This is a genomic window from Aeromonas sp. DNP9, from assembly GCF_001728955.1.
Taxonomy (GTDB): domain Bacteria; phylum Pseudomonadota; class Gammaproteobacteria; order Enterobacterales; family Aeromonadaceae; genus Aeromonas; species Aeromonas veronii.
In genome coordinates, this window is sequence record NZ_LYSQ01000007.1 from 119051 (window position 1) to 134301 (window position 15251).

General features: G+C 61.1%; 14 protein-coding genes and 1 pseudogene. 11 read left to right on the forward strand and 4 right to left on the reverse strand.

The features are described 5' to 3' along the window. Positions 1-117 precede the first annotated feature (117 nt). Positions 118-618, forward strand: coding sequence for a metal-dependent hydrolase (locus A9G06_RS06740; RefSeq protein WP_069554704.1), 501 nt, complete (start codon positions 118-120; stop codon positions 616-618). Between the two features lie 64 nt (positions 619-682). Here the strand turns inward: A9G06_RS06740 and A9G06_RS06745 are convergent, their stop codons facing one another. After that, positions 683-1888: a nucleoside transporter C-terminal domain-containing protein gene (locus A9G06_RS06745; RefSeq protein ID WP_005363118.1), complete on the reverse strand. Its 1206-nt coding sequence runs from the start codon at positions 1886-1888 to the stop codon at positions 683-685. A gap of 542 nt (positions 1889-2430) precedes the next feature. Between A9G06_RS06745 and dbpA the strand changes: the two genes are divergently transcribed. From dbpA to A9G06_RS21875, 3 genes and pseudogenes are all read left to right on the forward strand, one after another. After that, positions 2431-3810, forward strand: coding sequence for an ATP-dependent RNA helicase DbpA (dbpA, locus tag A9G06_RS06750; protein WP_069554667.1), 1380 nt, complete (start codon positions 2431-2433; stop codon positions 3808-3810). Positions 3811-3899: 89 nt separating this feature from the next. Beyond that, complete coding sequence (locus A9G06_RS06755; RefSeq protein ID WP_005341481.1) at positions 3900-4190, forward strand: YkgJ family cysteine cluster protein; 291 nt, start codon at positions 3900-3902, stop codon at positions 4188-4190. A 24-nt stretch (positions 4191-4214) separates the two neighbouring features. Beyond that, positions 4215-4329 (forward strand): annotated as a pseudogene (locus tag A9G06_RS21875) (YkgJ family cysteine cluster protein); the annotation flags it as partial. A gap of 27 nt (positions 4330-4356) precedes the next feature. Here the strand turns inward: A9G06_RS21875 and A9G06_RS06760 are convergent. Then, entirely contained in the window at positions 4357-4764 is a 408-nt protein-coding gene (locus tag A9G06_RS06760) for a hypothetical protein (protein WP_069554668.1), read from the reverse strand. A gap of 268 nt (positions 4765-5032) precedes the next feature. Between A9G06_RS06760 and A9G06_RS06765 the strand changes: the two genes are divergently transcribed. Continuing rightward, entirely contained in the window at positions 5033-6427 is a 1395-nt protein-coding gene (locus A9G06_RS06765; RefSeq protein WP_069554669.1) for a PepSY domain-containing protein, read from the forward strand. 70 nt (positions 6428-6497) lie between these two features. Here A9G06_RS06765 and A9G06_RS06770 read toward each other — a convergent pair whose 3' ends face one another. After that, positions 6498-6713, reverse strand: coding sequence for a DUF6500 family protein (locus A9G06_RS06770; RefSeq protein ID WP_005363132.1), 216 nt, complete (start codon positions 6711-6713; stop codon positions 6498-6500). A gap of 106 nt (positions 6714-6819) precedes the next feature. Next, complete coding sequence (locus A9G06_RS06775) at positions 6820-7725, reverse strand: 1,4-dihydroxy-2-naphthoate polyprenyltransferase (RefSeq protein WP_069554670.1); 906 nt, start codon at positions 7723-7725, stop codon at positions 6820-6822. 208 nt (positions 7726-7933) lie between these two features. Between A9G06_RS06775 and A9G06_RS06780 the strand changes: the two genes are divergently transcribed. From A9G06_RS06780 to A9G06_RS06805, 6 genes are read left to right on the forward strand one after another with little or no spacing between them, the layout of a single operon-like run. After that, positions 7934-9256 carry an isochorismate synthase MenF gene (locus A9G06_RS06780; RefSeq protein WP_069554671.1) on the forward strand — a complete coding sequence of 441 codons (1323 nt, stop codon included), beginning with the start codon at positions 7934-7936 and terminating at the stop codon, positions 9254-9256. A gap of 32 nt (positions 9257-9288) precedes the next feature. Further along, positions 9289-11046 carry a 2-succinyl-5-enolpyruvyl-6-hydroxy-3-cyclohexene-1-carboxylic-acid synthase gene (gene menD / locus A9G06_RS06785; protein ID WP_069554672.1) on the forward strand — a complete coding sequence of 586 codons (1758 nt, stop codon included), beginning with the start codon at positions 9289-9291 and terminating at the stop codon, positions 11044-11046. Further along, on the forward strand, positions 11006-11803 hold the full coding sequence (gene menH, locus A9G06_RS06790) for a 2-succinyl-6-hydroxy-2,4-cyclohexadiene-1-carboxylate synthase (RefSeq protein WP_069554673.1): 798 nt from the start codon (positions 11006-11008) through the stop codon (positions 11801-11803). The genes menD and menH overlap by 41 nt, the downstream gene beginning before the upstream one ends. A 4-nt stretch (positions 11804-11807) precedes the next feature. Further along, positions 11808-12656: a 1,4-dihydroxy-2-naphthoyl-CoA synthase gene (gene menB / locus A9G06_RS06795; RefSeq protein WP_198283370.1), complete on the forward strand. Its 849-nt coding sequence runs from the start codon at positions 11808-11810 to the stop codon at positions 12654-12656. Continuing rightward, positions 12656-13585: an o-succinylbenzoate synthase gene (gene menC, locus A9G06_RS06800; RefSeq protein ID WP_069554674.1), complete on the forward strand. Its 930-nt coding sequence runs from the start codon at positions 12656-12658 to the stop codon at positions 13583-13585. The genes menB and menC overlap by 1 nt, the downstream gene beginning before the upstream one ends. Then, entirely contained in the window at positions 13578-14984 is a 1407-nt protein-coding gene (locus tag A9G06_RS06805; protein WP_069554675.1) for an AMP-binding protein, read from the forward strand. Before menC ends, A9G06_RS06805 begins: the two co-directional genes overlap by 8 nt. Positions 14985-15251 lie beyond the last annotated feature (267 nt).

The following is a 15251-nucleotide window of genomic DNA, read 5'->3' on the forward strand; positions in this document are numbered from 1 at the left end:
TAAAGGCGCCCAACATGGGCGCTTTTTCGCCGTAACATCCTGATTTTTAAAATAAGAGCTGACCACAACCGTCAGGCTGGTAAGATGCGCCGCCATCTTGTCCACGCCGTAATCATCATGACCGCCCAAGGGCACCTGCTCTTCTCCGTTACCTGCACCCTGATCGCCCATAAACTGCAGCTCACTCCGGCGCTGGCCGATGCCAGCCTGTGGCAGACCATCCCTGCCGCGCTGGCCAGCGCCCTGTTGCCCGACCTCGACCACCCCAAATCGGTGCTGGGGCAGCGCCTGCCGTGGATCTCGAAACCTCTGTCGCGGCTGTTCGGCCATCGCGGCTTCACCCACAGTCTGCTGGCAGTCGCCGCCGCTATCTGGGGGCTGAACCAGAGCCTGCCGCCGGGCACCCTGCCCATGGGGGTCAAGGATGCGCTTATCGTCGGCTACCTCAGCCATCTGCTGGGGGACTGGCTCACCCCGGCGGGCATTCCGCTCTTCTGGCCCATCAAACGCCGTTACCGCCTGCCGGGCTGGCCGCTGCGCACTGGCGGCGCCATCGAAACCGGCTTTTGCACCCTCACCCTGCTGGTTGCCGGCTGGTGGTGCGGCTGGCAGCTGTAAGCCAGAAACAAAAAAGCCCCTGACGAGGTCAGGGGCTCAAACCGTGGCGGGTGCAGCCAGAGGCTCAGATCATAATGCCAGCGATAACAGCAGAGAGCAGGCTGACCAGAGTAGAACCGTAGACCAGCTTCAGACCGAAGCGGGAAACCATGTTGCCCTTCTCTTCGTTCAGCGCTTTCACTGCACCGGCGATGATGCCGATGGAGCTGAAGTTGGCAAAAGAGACCATGAAGATGGAGAGAATGCCGACGGTGCGCGGAGAGAGCTCGGCAGCCACCTTGCCCAGATCCATCATCGCCACGAACTCGTTGGTCACCAGCTTGGTCGCCATGATGGAGCCGGCTTGCAGCGCTTCACCACTCGGGATACCCAGGATCCAGGCGATCGGGTAGAAGAGGTAGCCCATGACGAACTGGAAGTTCACGCCAAATGCCATCTCGAACAGGTAGTTGATGAGGGCGATCAGAGCGATGAAGCCCACCAGCATGGCACCCACGATCACGGCAACGGTGAAACCGGCCATGATGTACTCGCCCAGCATCTCGAAGAAGTTCTCTTTCTTCGGCGTGTGGTGCTCGTCACCTTCGGCAATGGCCTTGATGTCGGTCACGGAGTTATCCGGCTCGTAGGGGTTGATCAACGACAGCACGACGAAGGTACTGAACATGTTGAGCACCAGCGCGGCAACCACGTAGCGCGGCTCGATCAGCTGCATGTAGGCACCGACGATGGACATGGAGACGGTAGACATGGCCGTCGCCGCCAGGGTGTACATCTGCTTCTCGTTCAGGTGCGGCAGGATGTTCTTGAGGGCGATGAAGTTCTCGGATTGACCGACGATCATCGAGCTGATGGCGTTGAAAGACTCCAGCTTGCCCATGCCGTTGATCTTGGCCAGCACGGTACCGATACCGCGGATCACCAGCGGCAGCAGGCGGATGTACTGCAGAATACCGATCAGCACGGAGATGAAGACGATGGGCATCAGCACCATCAGGAAGAAGGAGAAGGCCCCTTCGTTAACCAGGCCACCGAACACGAAGTCGGTACCCTGTTTGGCAAACTCCATCAACTTGGTGAAGCCGGCCGCGAAGCCACCCACCACCGCCAGACCCACTTCGGAGTTCAGCATGAACCAGGCCAGCGCCAGTTCGACCACCAGCAGTTGGCCGATATAACGCAGTTTGATCTGTTTCCAGTTGTGGCGGTTAGCCAGCAGAGAGAGAGCGAGGACCATCACCAGTCCGAGCACAAAGTGAACGTATTCCATACCTGTAGCACCTGAGTAAATTGTAATTTTTGACCGGCGTCATCATAGACATTTGCACATTTAAAAATCAGATAGCCATCACAATCCCGCGCAATATTATGGAGGCAGGATAATACAAACGTTTTTAAATTAATTGTGCAATGAACTGATATTAATCGCGCAACACGGACAACATAAATCCTTTTAAAACATCACGTTGAGTAATAGTGGTGCCGTTTTCATGTTCTTTGAAAATATTTCATCAGCATTTTCGCAACATTCCCTGTGGCGCAGTAACTGTTCGCGGAATATTTCCCGATAATTATATTAAAATACCGAAAATAGAAAACGTTTATCCACGATAAATAATTAGATGGGTGTTTGAAAAATAGTCCTTATTACATTGTTAGTGCTCGCCCGCGATCGGTTTGGCAACAAATGAACCTTTCATGGCCCCTCGTGGCCAGCCGTTCAAAAATCCGCCACATCCGGTGCCACATTCTGGTATGATGCGCGGCCTTAGCGCTCGCGCATCCCCGTTTTCTCCGAAATAGAGTCCTTTTGTGAACAACAGCGAATTTAGCAGCCTCAATCTCTCCCCCGCCCTGCAAGAGAACCTCACCAGCCTGGGTTACCTGCAGATGACCCCGATCCAGGCCCAGAGCCTGCCCCTGGTGCTCGATGGCAAAGACCTGATCGCCAAGGCAAAAACCGGCAGCGGCAAGACCGCCGCCTTCGGCCTCGGCCTGCTGGCCAAGCTCAACGTCAACCGCCTCGAAGTGCAGGCGCTGGTGCTCTGCCCGACCCGCGAACTGGCGGATCAGGTGGCTCAGGAGATCCGTCGTCTGGCGCGCGCCCTGCCCAACGTCAAGCTGGTGACCCTGTGCGGCGGCACCCCGACCGCACCGCAGTCCGCCACCCTGAGCTTTGGTGCCCACATCGCCGTCGGTACCCCGGGTCGCATTCTCAAGCATCTGGAGCAAGGTACGCTGGAGCTCTCCGGCCTCAAGACGCTGGTGCTGGATGAAGCGGATCGCATGCTGGACATGGGCTTTGGCGAAGATATCAACCGGGTCATCAGCTATGCCCCCCAACAGCGCCAGACCCTGCTCTTCTCCGCGACCTATCCGGAAGGGATCGCCCAGATGAGCCGCGGCGTGCAGCGCAATCCGGTCGAGGTGAGCGTCGAGTCCCTGCACGAGGGGAGTGCCATCGAACAGAAGCTCTACGAAGTGCCTGCCGGTCAGCGCCTCGACGCCCTCACCTGGCTGCTGAGCCACTACCAGCCCAGCTCCTGCGTGGTGTTCTGCAACACCAAGCGCGCCTGTAACGACGTAGCCGACCATCTGGCCGCCAAGGGCTTCTCGGCGCTGGCGCTGAACGGCGATCTGGAACAGCGGGAGCGGGATCAGGTGCTGGTGCGTTTTGCCAACTGCAGCGCCACCATTCTGGTCGCCACCGACGTGGCGGCCCGTGGTCTCGACATCAAGGAGCTGGGCGCCGTCATCAACTACGAGCTGACCTATGATCCCGAAGTGCACGTGCACCGCATCGGTCGTACCGGTCGTGCCGGCCAGCAGGGTCTGGCCCTGAGCCTCTATCAGCCGAACGAGGCCCAGCGTGTCAACTTTATCGAAGAGTACCAGCAGGCTCCGATGCCGCTGGGTGATCTCGACAGCATCGGCCGCGACATCAAGCCAATCGCCCCGCAGATGGTGACCCTCTCCATCGATGCAGGCCGCAAGACCAAGGTGCGGGCTGGTGACATTCTGGGCGCCCTGACCGGTGAAGGCGGCATTGCCGGCGCCGACGTCGGCAAGATCCAGATCTCCGAACAGTACTCCTACGTCGCGGTGAAGCGCAGCGTGGCGAGCGCCGCCCTCAAGCGGTTGCAGGAAGGCAAGATCAAGGGTCGCAGCTACCGCGCCCGCAAACTGGGCTAAGGTTCTTTGCAAGCCGTTAGCCAGACCACAGGCGCCTGACAGGCGCCTGTTTCATATCTCCGATGCCGCCATGCGGCAAGACAGGCACCATGACCCAAGCAATCCAAACCGATGTGAGCTGCCAGAACTGCGAAGCCTGCTGCTGCCGCCTCGAAGTGATGCTCTTTACCGATACCGGCGTGCCGGACCGTTATGTACTGGAACGGGATGGCGAGATACCGGTCATGCGCCGGCTGGACGACGGCTGGTGCGCCGCCCTCGACCGCAACACCATGATGTGCCGTATCTACGAGGTGCGACCGCTGATCTGCCGTGAATTCGAAATGGGTGAACCCGACTGCGTTGACGAGCGGGACAAGTGGTTTATCAAGCTGGATTAACCAGGCTCCTCGAATACACTCACCACGATGATGTGCCCCATCCATGTACGAGGTACGGCCGCTGATCTGCCGCGAATTCGAAATGGGTGAACCCAACTGCGTTGACGAGCGGGACAAGTGGTTTATCAAGCTGGAGTGAAGCCCGTCCACGCGGGGAGCAGGGTGGTCAAGCGCTCGCAGGTTCACAGGGCGCGATGTTGAGCTGCTCCCCCAGCCACTGGATGGCCGCTGCCTCTTGCTCGAAGTAACGTACCGCCCGAAAGGGCAATCCCTTGAAGATGTTATCCGCCAGATAGCGCTTGAAGCCCCCTACGAAAACCACCGCCAGAAACTGACAGCCACTCTCGGCACACCAGCCAAACTGGCGACGAAAACGGGCCAGCACCTCGGGCCCGGCCGCTTCAAACTCGGTCGCGACCTCGACAATCCCCCAGGGGCCATCCATCAATCCGGCCAGTTCGTGACGAAAGCGCGCCTCATAGGCCATGGCACCAGCCAGATTGAAGGGGCCACTCGGGCGGCAGATCAGCATCTGGCCCCTGCGCTCCATGTCAAATTGCCCATGTGGCTGCATGACTGCTCCCATTCCTTTACCACCACCATCGCCTGCAAATTGTTACCACAAGGTAATAATTTATAAGGAAAAGTCCAGCAGCAAACAGGCTTTCCCCAAAGCGTGATCATCCTATCCGGCAAACCGTCTGCACCTCATGTTACCGACATCCCGCACTGAATCGATCTCAAGATGTGCGATTGCAGTTAACGAAACGTTACTGCTATTATCCGCGCCGCCACAAACATTCCACCAACCGAAAGGTTTGGCACCTCAACAAGGATGTGCAATGAAAAACAGGGACTCGAGTCATTACCAACGGATCTGGCGCTGGCACTTCTACGCCGGTCTCTTTGTCGCCCCTTTCCTGATCCTGCTGTCACTGACCGGGATCGTCTATCTGTTCAAACCCCAGCTCGACAACCTGATGTACCCAGAGCTGATGAAAGTCGCCCCCGCCAGCCAGACCCTGAGTGCCGACCAGCTGCTGGCCAAGGCGATGATGACCATGCCCGATGCCAGCCTGCGTAAATACCTGCCGCCTGCCGCTCCCGACCAAAGCGCCCAGTTCATCGTCAATCGGGGTGAACAGGAACTGACCCTGTTCCTCGATCCCGCCAGCGGCGTCCTGCTCGGCACCATGGATAACAAGTGGAATCTGCAAGCGGTAGCCCGCTCCCTGCACGCCGACCTGCTGCTCGGCACCACGGGGGACCGGCTGATCGAACTGGCGGCAGGCTGGGGGCTGGTACTGCTGCTGAGCGGCCTCTACCTCTGGTGGCCGCGCAAGGGGCCCGGCGTGGGCGGCATCCTCTGGCCCAGAGTGAGCCAGCGCGGACGTCTCTGGTGGCGGGATCTGCACGCCGTGGTCGGCTTCTGGGGAGCTGGTTTCCTGCTGCTGTTGCTGTTGAGCGGCATGACCTGGACCGGCTTCTGGGGCGATCAGTTTGCGGCAGTCTGGAACCGCTTCCCCGCTGCCATGTGGAACGAGGTGCCCAAATCGGCACCGCTGGCTCGCAGCCTGAATCAGGCACATGAGCAGACCGTTCCCTGGGCGGTGGAGAACACCCCCATGCCCAGCTCGCAGCCGGTTGATGAGAGGCACGATCACGGCGCCATGAACCACGGCGAGCACGAGGGAGTGGTGATGGCCAGCCAGCGGATCCCGCTGCAACAGGTGGTCGAGATCGCCCATGAGCGGAGAGTCCATCCGGGTTACAGCATCACCCCGCCGGTCGGCGCCACAGGCGTCTACACCATCGCCCTGTTTGCCGACGATCCGCGCAACGACGCCACCCTGCATATCGATCAATACAGCGGCAAGGTGCTGACCGATGTGCGCTGGCAGGATTACGGCCCGGTCGCCAAGACGGTGGAGAGCGGCGTCATGCTGCACATGGGCAAGCTCTACGGCTGGCCCCATCAGCTCGCCATGCTGCTTATCTGCCTGATGGTGCTGGCCAGCGCCATGAGTGGTCTGTGGATCTGGTGGTGCCGCCGTCCGCAGGGCCGTCTCGCCGCGCCGCCGCTGCCCGCCAAACTCCCGCCGATGCGTGGTGCCATCGCCCTGCTGATCCTGCTGGGCATTGCCTTCCCGCTGGTGGGAGCCTCCATGGTCGCCATCTGGCTGCTGGATACCCTGATTTTCTCCCGCCGCCCTCTCAGGGTGGCACGCGCCAGCTAGTCGATAACATCATTAACCAGCAGAGAGGGCTCCCGCTTGGGAGCCTTCTCTGTTTCATGGCCGCCGACTATCACTCCTGCTCGACCAACAAGAGAATTTTCTTGGCCTTCTCGAAGTGATCGAGCTTGTGGGTCCGGATCCACCAGGTCGCCGCCTCCATCAACAACTCGGGATCGTCATTGCGATTGGCAAAAAAAGCATAAAAGGAGAGCCCGACCGTCTCCCCCTTCTGGGCGATTTTCTGCTGGCATACCTGAATGATTTTCTGTTTGAGTGATGCACGCATGGCAGTCTTCCTGTCTGACTGATTCAGTACCAACGCGTCGCATCGGCACACAAAAAGGGCTCCCGCCTCGGGAGCCCGTTTCACATAACAACAAGCCGGTCGCTCATCAGGAGAGCGCCAACCCGATGGAGAGCAGCAGGCTGAACAGAAACGCGCTGATGGCGGTCTTCTTGAGGGAACCGGTCAGCACCTCGCCATCGTAGCTTTCGCGAAGGGTGCGGGCCGCATCGCTGAGAGGCTTCATGGCGGGCAGGAAGATCCACGGCCAGAAACTGGCGGGCTGGATCAGGATAAAGGCGATAGTTGCCAGCAACGCTGCCCCCAACAGTACCCAGTGATAGGCGATGGCGCGGTTGCGGCCAAGGCGCACCGCCAGGGTGATCTTGCCGCTGGCGGCGTCGGTCTCGATGTCGCGCACATTGTTGATATTGAGCACGGCGGTCGCCAGAAGGCCACAAGCGGTGGCAGGCAGCAGCAGATCCCACTCCAGACTCTTGGTGAAGAGGTAGTAGGAGCCGAGCACCCCCAACAGACCGAAGAACAGGAACACCGAGATATCGCCAAACCCGCGATAGCCGTAGGGAGTCTTGCCGACGGTGTAGGTCACCGCCGCGACAATGGCCGCGCCACCCAGCACCACAAATGCCAAAATCTGCAGCCACTGGCCACCAAAGGCACAGCCCAGCAGCAGCAGGCCACTGGCCACCGCCGCCAGCGCAGTCAGCCCCATCGCCACGCACATCTGCTTTTTGGTGATAAGACCGGAGACCACCGCCCGCTGCGGGCCGATCCGCTCACCGTTGTCGGCGCCGGAGACCGCATCGCCGTAATCGTTGGCCAGATTGGAGAGGATCTGCAGCAGGATGGCGGTCAGCAGGGAGAGCGCCATGATGGTGCCATCGAAGGCACCACGACTGGCAGCCAGCCCCGAGCCCAGCAGGATGGAAGAGCAGGCGAGCGGCAGTGTTCGCAAACGCGCCGCCAGCAACCAAACAGAGAAGGTATTTGTCATTTTGTGATGGCCAAACAATCGGATATTGATCGTGTTAAGGGTTATCGAACCGGATTTGGGTATACTTGGCCCCGGAGAGTGAAGCTCCCGCGGGCGATTTACATGGACGAATGGGCAGATAATATATAGGAAATCATCGCCCTTTGGCATAAACCTACGGCATCCAGCTACCGGATCGCTCGTTACTACCCGGCTCAGACAAGAATCCATGTTGGCTCAGACCCATATCAAGCAACAACTGGACGCCCTGCGTCACAGCAACGTCAGCGGCTTCGTACGGTTGCGAGTAGCGATCGAAATCCGCTCCTTTCTGGGCTGGCTCGCGGCGCAAACCCTCTATCCCCGCATCTACTGGCAGGCCCGTGGAGAGGCTCGTCCCGAGTATGTCGCGCTGGGCGCCATCCATGAACTGACCGAGCCGCACGCCATCAAGCAGGTGTGCACTAACACAGCCAACCAGCATCATGACGACAGCCCTCGCTACTATGGTGGACTGGCGTTCGATCCGGCCCAATCAAGCTGGCAAGGGTTTGGCCCCTGCCGTTTCGTGCTGCCCCGCATCGAGCTGGTGCGCCGTGGCGAGTGCGTCAGCCTCTGCCTCAACCTCTGGCTGGATGAAAACAATCTCGAGGCCGAACTGCAGGCGGCCGACGCCGCCCTCGATGCCCTGCGCCCGGAAGCCCCGCTGCCCGCCCTGAAAAAGCAGCCCTGGCAGCGACAGGATTGCCCCGGCTCCGCCCAGTGGCAAACGCTGGTGGAGCGCGTCACCGCCCCCGATTTTCAGGCCCACACTCCCAAGGTGGTGCTGTCGCGGGAGAGCGTGCTGACCAGTCCGAACCACGATGCGGATATCAATCCCTGGGCCATGCTCGACCAGTGGGCCCGCCACGCCCAGGACTGTTTCCACTTCGGTTTTCAATTCTCCCCCGAGCAGGCCTTTATCGCCTGCTCCCCCGAGCGGCTCTACCGCCGGGAAGATCGCCACCTCTTTACTGAGGCGCTGGCAGGCACCATCCGCCGCTCCGGCGATGAAGAGGTGGATGCCCAACTGGCCGCCGAGCTGCTGACCGACAGCAAGAACCGGCTGGAGAACCGGCTGGTACATGCCGACATCCTCAGCCGACTGGCGCCACTGACCCACGATGCCACCCTGACCGAGCCACGCATTCTCAAACTGCGGCTGCTGCAACACCTCAAGTGCGATATCGAAGCCGAGCTCAAGCCCGGGGTCTGCGACTGGCAGCTGCTCGACGCCCTCCACCCGACGCCGGCGGTGGGCGGCGCCCCGCGCGAGGCAGCGCTCGCCTTTATCCGCGAGTTCGAGCCCTACGATCGGGGCTGGTACGCCGGAGCCTGCGGCATGCTGAGTCGGGAGACGTCCGAGTTCTCGGTCGCCATTCGCAGCGCCCGCATTCAGCCGGGCAGCGTCACCCTGTTTGCCGGCGCCGGCATTGTCGCCGGTTCCGAGCCTGTCGCCGAGTGGGCCGAGCTCGACAACAAGATCGCCAATGTGCTCTCCCTGCTGGGATAGTCATTCACCCTTTTCACGCTACGAGAGCCCCTATGCCCACCCGTAAAGAGCCTGCCAGCGAAGAGTTTGCCTGCCCCCCGTTTTCGAGCCAGCACGCCACCTTCAACCACGTCTGGTCCTCCCTCTTGCTGGAGGAGCTCTTTCGCCTCGGGGTGCGCGACATCGCGCTGGCCCCCGGCTCCCGCTCTGCGCCGCTGACCATGGCCGCCGCCGCCCATCAGGGCTTTCGTCGTCACCTGCACTTTGACGAGCGCGGCCTCGGCTTTATGGCGCTCGGGCTGGCCAAGGGGAGCAACCGGCCGGTGGCGGTGATCATGACCTCGGGCACCGCAGTGGCCAACCTCTGGCCTGCCGTAGCAGAGGCCCAGCTCACCGGCGTGCCGCTGATTATTCTCTCCGCCGATCGCCCTCACGAGCTTATCGACAACGGCGCCAATCAGGCGATCGACCAGCAGGGGATCTTCGGCCGCTACCCCGTCTATCAACAGAACCTGCCGAGCCCCACCCCGACCATTCCGGCGGCGTTTGTGCTGAGCTCGGTGGATCAGGCGCTGGCCAAACAGGCGCTCACTCCCGGAGTGGTGCACTTCAACTGCATGTACCCCGAGCCCCTCTACCCGGGCGAGCACTATCAGGATTTCTCCGACTATCTGGCTCCCCTCGGTGACTGGATCGGCTCGCACAAGCCCTGGAGCCCGTGGCAGCAAAACGAGCCGAGCTGCCCACCTCAGGCGGAGTGGGAAACCTTTCGCCAACAGCGCGGCATTATTGTCGCCGGCAGGATCACTGACCCCGAACAGGCACAGGTGGTCGCCGCGCTGGCAGAGCAACTTGGCTGGCCGTTGCTGGCAGACCTGCAGAGCCAGATCCGCTTCGATTGCCGTAACCTCATCCACATGGATATGGCGCTCAACGACCCTGAATTCGTCGCCGAGCTCGGCCGCGCCGAGGTGCTGCTGCAATTTGGCGCGCGGCTTGTTTCCAAGCGGCTCGGCCAGTTCATCAAGCACCATTCATGGCAGGATTACTGGCTGGTGGAGCCGCAACCGGCGCGGCTGGATCCCGACTACCGGCTGCGCAACCGGCTGCTCTGCAGTGCCAGCGCCTTTGCCACGGCCCATCCGGTCACCACACAAGCTCCTTGGCACACATTGGCCGAGCTGCAACACAACGCCAGCCAGCAGATCGCCGCTGCCTGCGAACGCTTCTCGGAACTCGGGGTCTGCCATCGCCTCAACCGCCTGATCGAAGGGCAACTGTTTGTCGGCAACAGCATGCCAGCCCGACTGATGGATATGCTCGGCGAAACGGGCAAGGGGCCAAGCCGGGTGATGACCAACCGCGGCGCCTCCGGCATCGATGGCCTGATCGCCACCGCCTACGGGTTTGCCCAATCAATCGAGCAGGACAGTGATGAGCCCACTACCCTGCTGCTTGGCGATCTCAGCGCCCTGCACGATCTCAATAGTCTCGCCCTGCTCAGCAAGGCGAGCCGACCGCTGGTGGTGATCCTGCTCAACAACGATGGCGGCAGCATCTTCCGTATGTTGCCGGTGCCCACCGAAGGGGAGCTGCTGGAGAGCTACTACCGGCTGCCCCACGGTCTCAGCTTTGAACATGCCGCCGCCATGTTTGGCCTCGCCTATCGGGCGCCGACCACCCTGCCCGAGTTCGAACGCGATTACCGCGCCGCCCTCCAACATGGCGTTACCTTGATCGAGATCCGGGTACCGAGCGAGCAGGTGGCAGATGATCTCAAGACGCTGGGGGCAGCCATCCGTGGCAAATAAAGATGCCAATGTGCCGCTGGTGCTGCTGCACGGCCTGCTGGGGGATAGCGGCGACTGGCAACCGGTGATCGACCGGCTGCCCGCCATCCGCTGCATCGCCCTCGATCTGCCGGGTCACGGCCAGCATAGCGATCTCAACGTCAGCGACTTTGAGCAGAGCCACCAGTGGCTGATCTCCGAGCTGGCTAGCCGCAACATTGAACGCTATCTGCTGGTGGGCTACTCGCTGGGTGGACGACTGGCCCTCTATCACGCCAGCCGCGAGCCCGCCGGGCTGCGGGGGCTGCTACTGGAGAACTGCAACCCGGGGTTACCGGCCTGTGAACGGGCCGCCCGCATCCAGCACGATGAACAGTGGGCGCGGCGCTTCGAGCGTGAGCCCCTGGCTGACGTGCTGGCAGACTGGTACCGGCAAGGGGTATTTGCCGATCTTGACGATGCGGCCCGGGCCCGCCAGATCGCCCGCCGTCTTGGCAACGACGGTCAGGGCATCGCCACCATGCTGCGCGCCACCTCGCTAGGCAAGCAGCCGGATCTCGCCCCCTGGCTCATGGCGAGCCAGCTGCCGGTTACTTATGTGAGTGGCAAGCGGGATCACAAATTCCATCAGCTGGCTTGCCAGCTGGCGAACCAAAATCGCAGAATCAACCACTTGGTGCTGGATGGCGGCCATAATCTGCACGCCCATCAGCCTGATAACTTTGCCCGACTCCTCGCGGAGTGGGTCAACCAACAAGAAGAGACGAGTCATGATTGAAGCAATGACGGAAGCTGAACTGTACGCACCTGTTGAATGGCAAGATTGCTCCGCCGGTTACGAGGACATCCTCTATCACAAGTCCAACGATGGCATTGCCAAGATCACTATCAACCGTCCCCAGGTACGCAACGCCTTCCGTCCCCGTACCGTCAAAGAGATGCTGCAGGCGCTGGCCGATGCCCGTTATGACGATCAGATCGGCACCATCATCCTGACCGGTTTTGGCGAGAAAGCCTTCTGCGCCGGCGGCGACCAGAAGATCCGTGGCGACTACGGTGGATATCGCGATGACGAGGGGACTCACCACCTCAACGTGCTCGACTTCCAGCGCGACATCCGCACCTGCCCGAAACCTGTGGTTGCCATGGTAGCGGGCTACGCAGTCGGTGGCGGCCACGTGCTGCACATGATGTGTGACCTGACCATCGCCGCCGACAACGCCCAGTTTGGCCAGACCGGCCCGAAAGTGGGCTCCTTCGACGGCGGTTGGGGTGCTTCCTACATGGCTCGCATCGTCGGCCAGAAGAAGGCCCGCGAAATCTGGTTCCTCTGCCGCATGTACGATGCCCGGCAAGCCCTCGACATGGGTCTGGTCAACACTGTCGTGCCGCTAGCGGAACTGGAGCGCGAAACCGTGCGCTGGTGCCGTGAAATGCTGCAAAACAGCCCGATGGCGCTGCGTTGCCTGAAAGCCGCCCTCAACGCCGACTGTGATGGTCAGGCGGGCTTGCAGGAGCTGGCGGGCAATGCCACCATGCTGTTCTACATGACCGAAGAGGGTCAGGAAGGGCGCAACGCCTTCAACGAAAAGCGTCGCCCCGACTTCTCCAAATACAAGCGGAACCCCTGATGACACTAGCCCTCTATCGCTATCAACTGCCTTTTACCCAGCCACTGACCTTTCACGGCAAGGTGGAGGTGGCGCGAGAGGGGCTGTTGGTGCGCATCAACGACGGCTGGGGGGAAATTGCCCCCCTGCCCGGCTTCTCGAAAGAGAGCCTGCAACAGGCAGAGGCGGAAGCCCTTGCCACGCTGGCGGCTCTGGCCGCTGGCGACACCCCGAACCCCGTGCTGCCGTCGGTGCAATTTGGCCTCGACTGCGCGCGCCGGACATGGCCCGAGCAGAGCAACCCGCTGCCGGAGCCCTATCCCCTCATTCAAGGCTCCCCCCAGGAGCTGCTGCGCAACTGGAAAGAGTGGCTGCACCGCACGCCCGGCAAGGCCAAGCTGAAGGTGGCGCGCTACCCGATGCGTGACGAGCTGGCGCTGATCCGCCTGTTGTGCGACCGCCTTCCCTCCCTCAAGCTGGTGCTGGATGCCAACCAGGGCTGGACCCGCGAGGAGGCGTGGACCTTCTGCGGCCACCTCGACCCAAATCGCATCGAGTATCTGGAAGACCCCTGCGCCGACTTTGCCGACATAGCCTTTGTCGCCAACCGCACCGGCATGCCGGTGGCGCTGGACGAACTGCTGGCACAAGGCAAGCCGTGGGAGCCGATCCCGCAACTGCGTGCGCTGGTGCTCAAACCTACCCTGCTCGGTTCACTCGCCCACTGCGAATCGCTGATCGCCCGCGCCCGCGAACTGCGGCTCAAGGTGATCATCTCCTCCTGCTTCGAATCGGATCTGGGCCTGAACCAGCTCTTTCACCTGGCAGGCGAGTGGGCGCCGGAACAGGCGCCGGGTCTGGATACCCGCCGCTGGATGGCGGGCAACCTGCTGGGGGAAGATGGCAAACCGGATCTGAGCCGACTGGAGCAACTGTATTACCGTGATTGACCCCTCACGTTCACCCGAACAGACACCTTGCCCGGTACGCCACCGGGCAATCACCACCCCGAACCGCATTGCCATCTACGCCGCCTCGCCCCTCAGTTATCGCCAGCTCGATGCCCGCCTCAACAGCCTGTGCCAACAGATGGGACAAGCCGACGTGCGCCGTGGCGCTCATCTGGCGGCGGTGGTGCGCGGTGCGCTGGAAGATGTGCTGCTGGCGTGGGCCTGCGTGCGCAGCGGCGTGGTGTTCTGCCCGCTCAATCCCGCCTTTCCTCTCGAAAAGCAGCGCGAGCTGGCGGTGCAACTCGATGCCGATGCCTTCTGGTCGGCAGGGGAGATCCCGGCAGGCAACTGGCAGCCCTTGCGGCTCGACTTCATGCGCGAACTGCCAGCAAGCGAGGAAACATGGCCGCTGGCATCGACCCAGCTCAACAACATGATCCTCACCTCGGGCTCCAGCGGCACGCCGAAAGCGGTGGTGCACCGGCTCTGCAACCACCTGGCCTCGGCACTCGGCTCTGCCACCCTCATTCCCCTCGATGAGGCCTGCGGCTGGCTGCTCTCCCTGCCGCTGTTCCATGTCGGCGGCTACGCCATCCTGTTTCGGGTCTTTCTGGCGGGCGCAACTCTGGTGCTGGATCAGCGTGAACGGCCTCTTAAGGAGCGGCTGGAGTGCCAACCCATCACTCACTTATCCTTGGTGCCGACCCAGCTCTGGCGCCTGCTGGCAGAGGGATTTGACCCGCCCCGCACCCGCCTGCGCGAACTGCTGCTCGGTGGCGCCGCCATTCCGCAACCGCTGGTGAGTCGCCTCTGCGCCATGGGGCTCGAACCCAAGGTGAGTTATGGTCTCTCCGAGATGGGCAGTCAGGTCTGCACCGCTATCCCCGGCGATGCAGGCGTAGTTGGCAAACCGCTACCGGGGCGGGAGGTGTGCATCCGGGGGCAGGAGATTTGCGTGCGCGGCGCCACCCTGTTTGCCGGTTACTACCGAGATGGCGAGCTGGAACTGCCCCTCGATGACGAAGGCTGGTTTCATACCCGCGACAAGGGGAGGTTCACTGCGGCAGGGGAGCTGCTGGTAGAGGGACGGCTCGATAACCTCTTCATCTCGGGTGGCGAAAACATCCAGCCCGAAACCATAGAGCAACGACTGGTAGATCATCCCGCTGTCGCCCAGGCGCTGGTGGTGCCGGTAACGAGCGACGAGTGGGGGCAACGCCCCGCCGCCTTTATCGACTGGCACGACGAGCCGGTACCCGACTCCGAACTGGCAGCCTGGATCCGCAGCACCCTGCCCGGCTTTATGGTCCCCGACCACTGGCTTCCCTGGCCCGATCTTGGCGGCAATCTCAAGCCACAGCGGAAACAATTTCATAATATTATTAAATCGCAACAATAAATCATGCGACAAGACCTGACACTTAGGAGTCATCCAAATACATACATGACTCAAAATAAAATGCTGGCGGTGTCAAAATCTCCCTCACTAGCCTGAATAAGTGAGAACGATTACATAAATGGCCATTTTTTTGCACATTTTTTGAACCAAATTAATTGGCTGTAGTACCATATACCCCACCATGCATTTAAGCGGAAAGGTAACCATTTGATAACAAAGGAAATTGACGATTTATCATTATTTGAACAAAGACTGCATGGTGGTAAA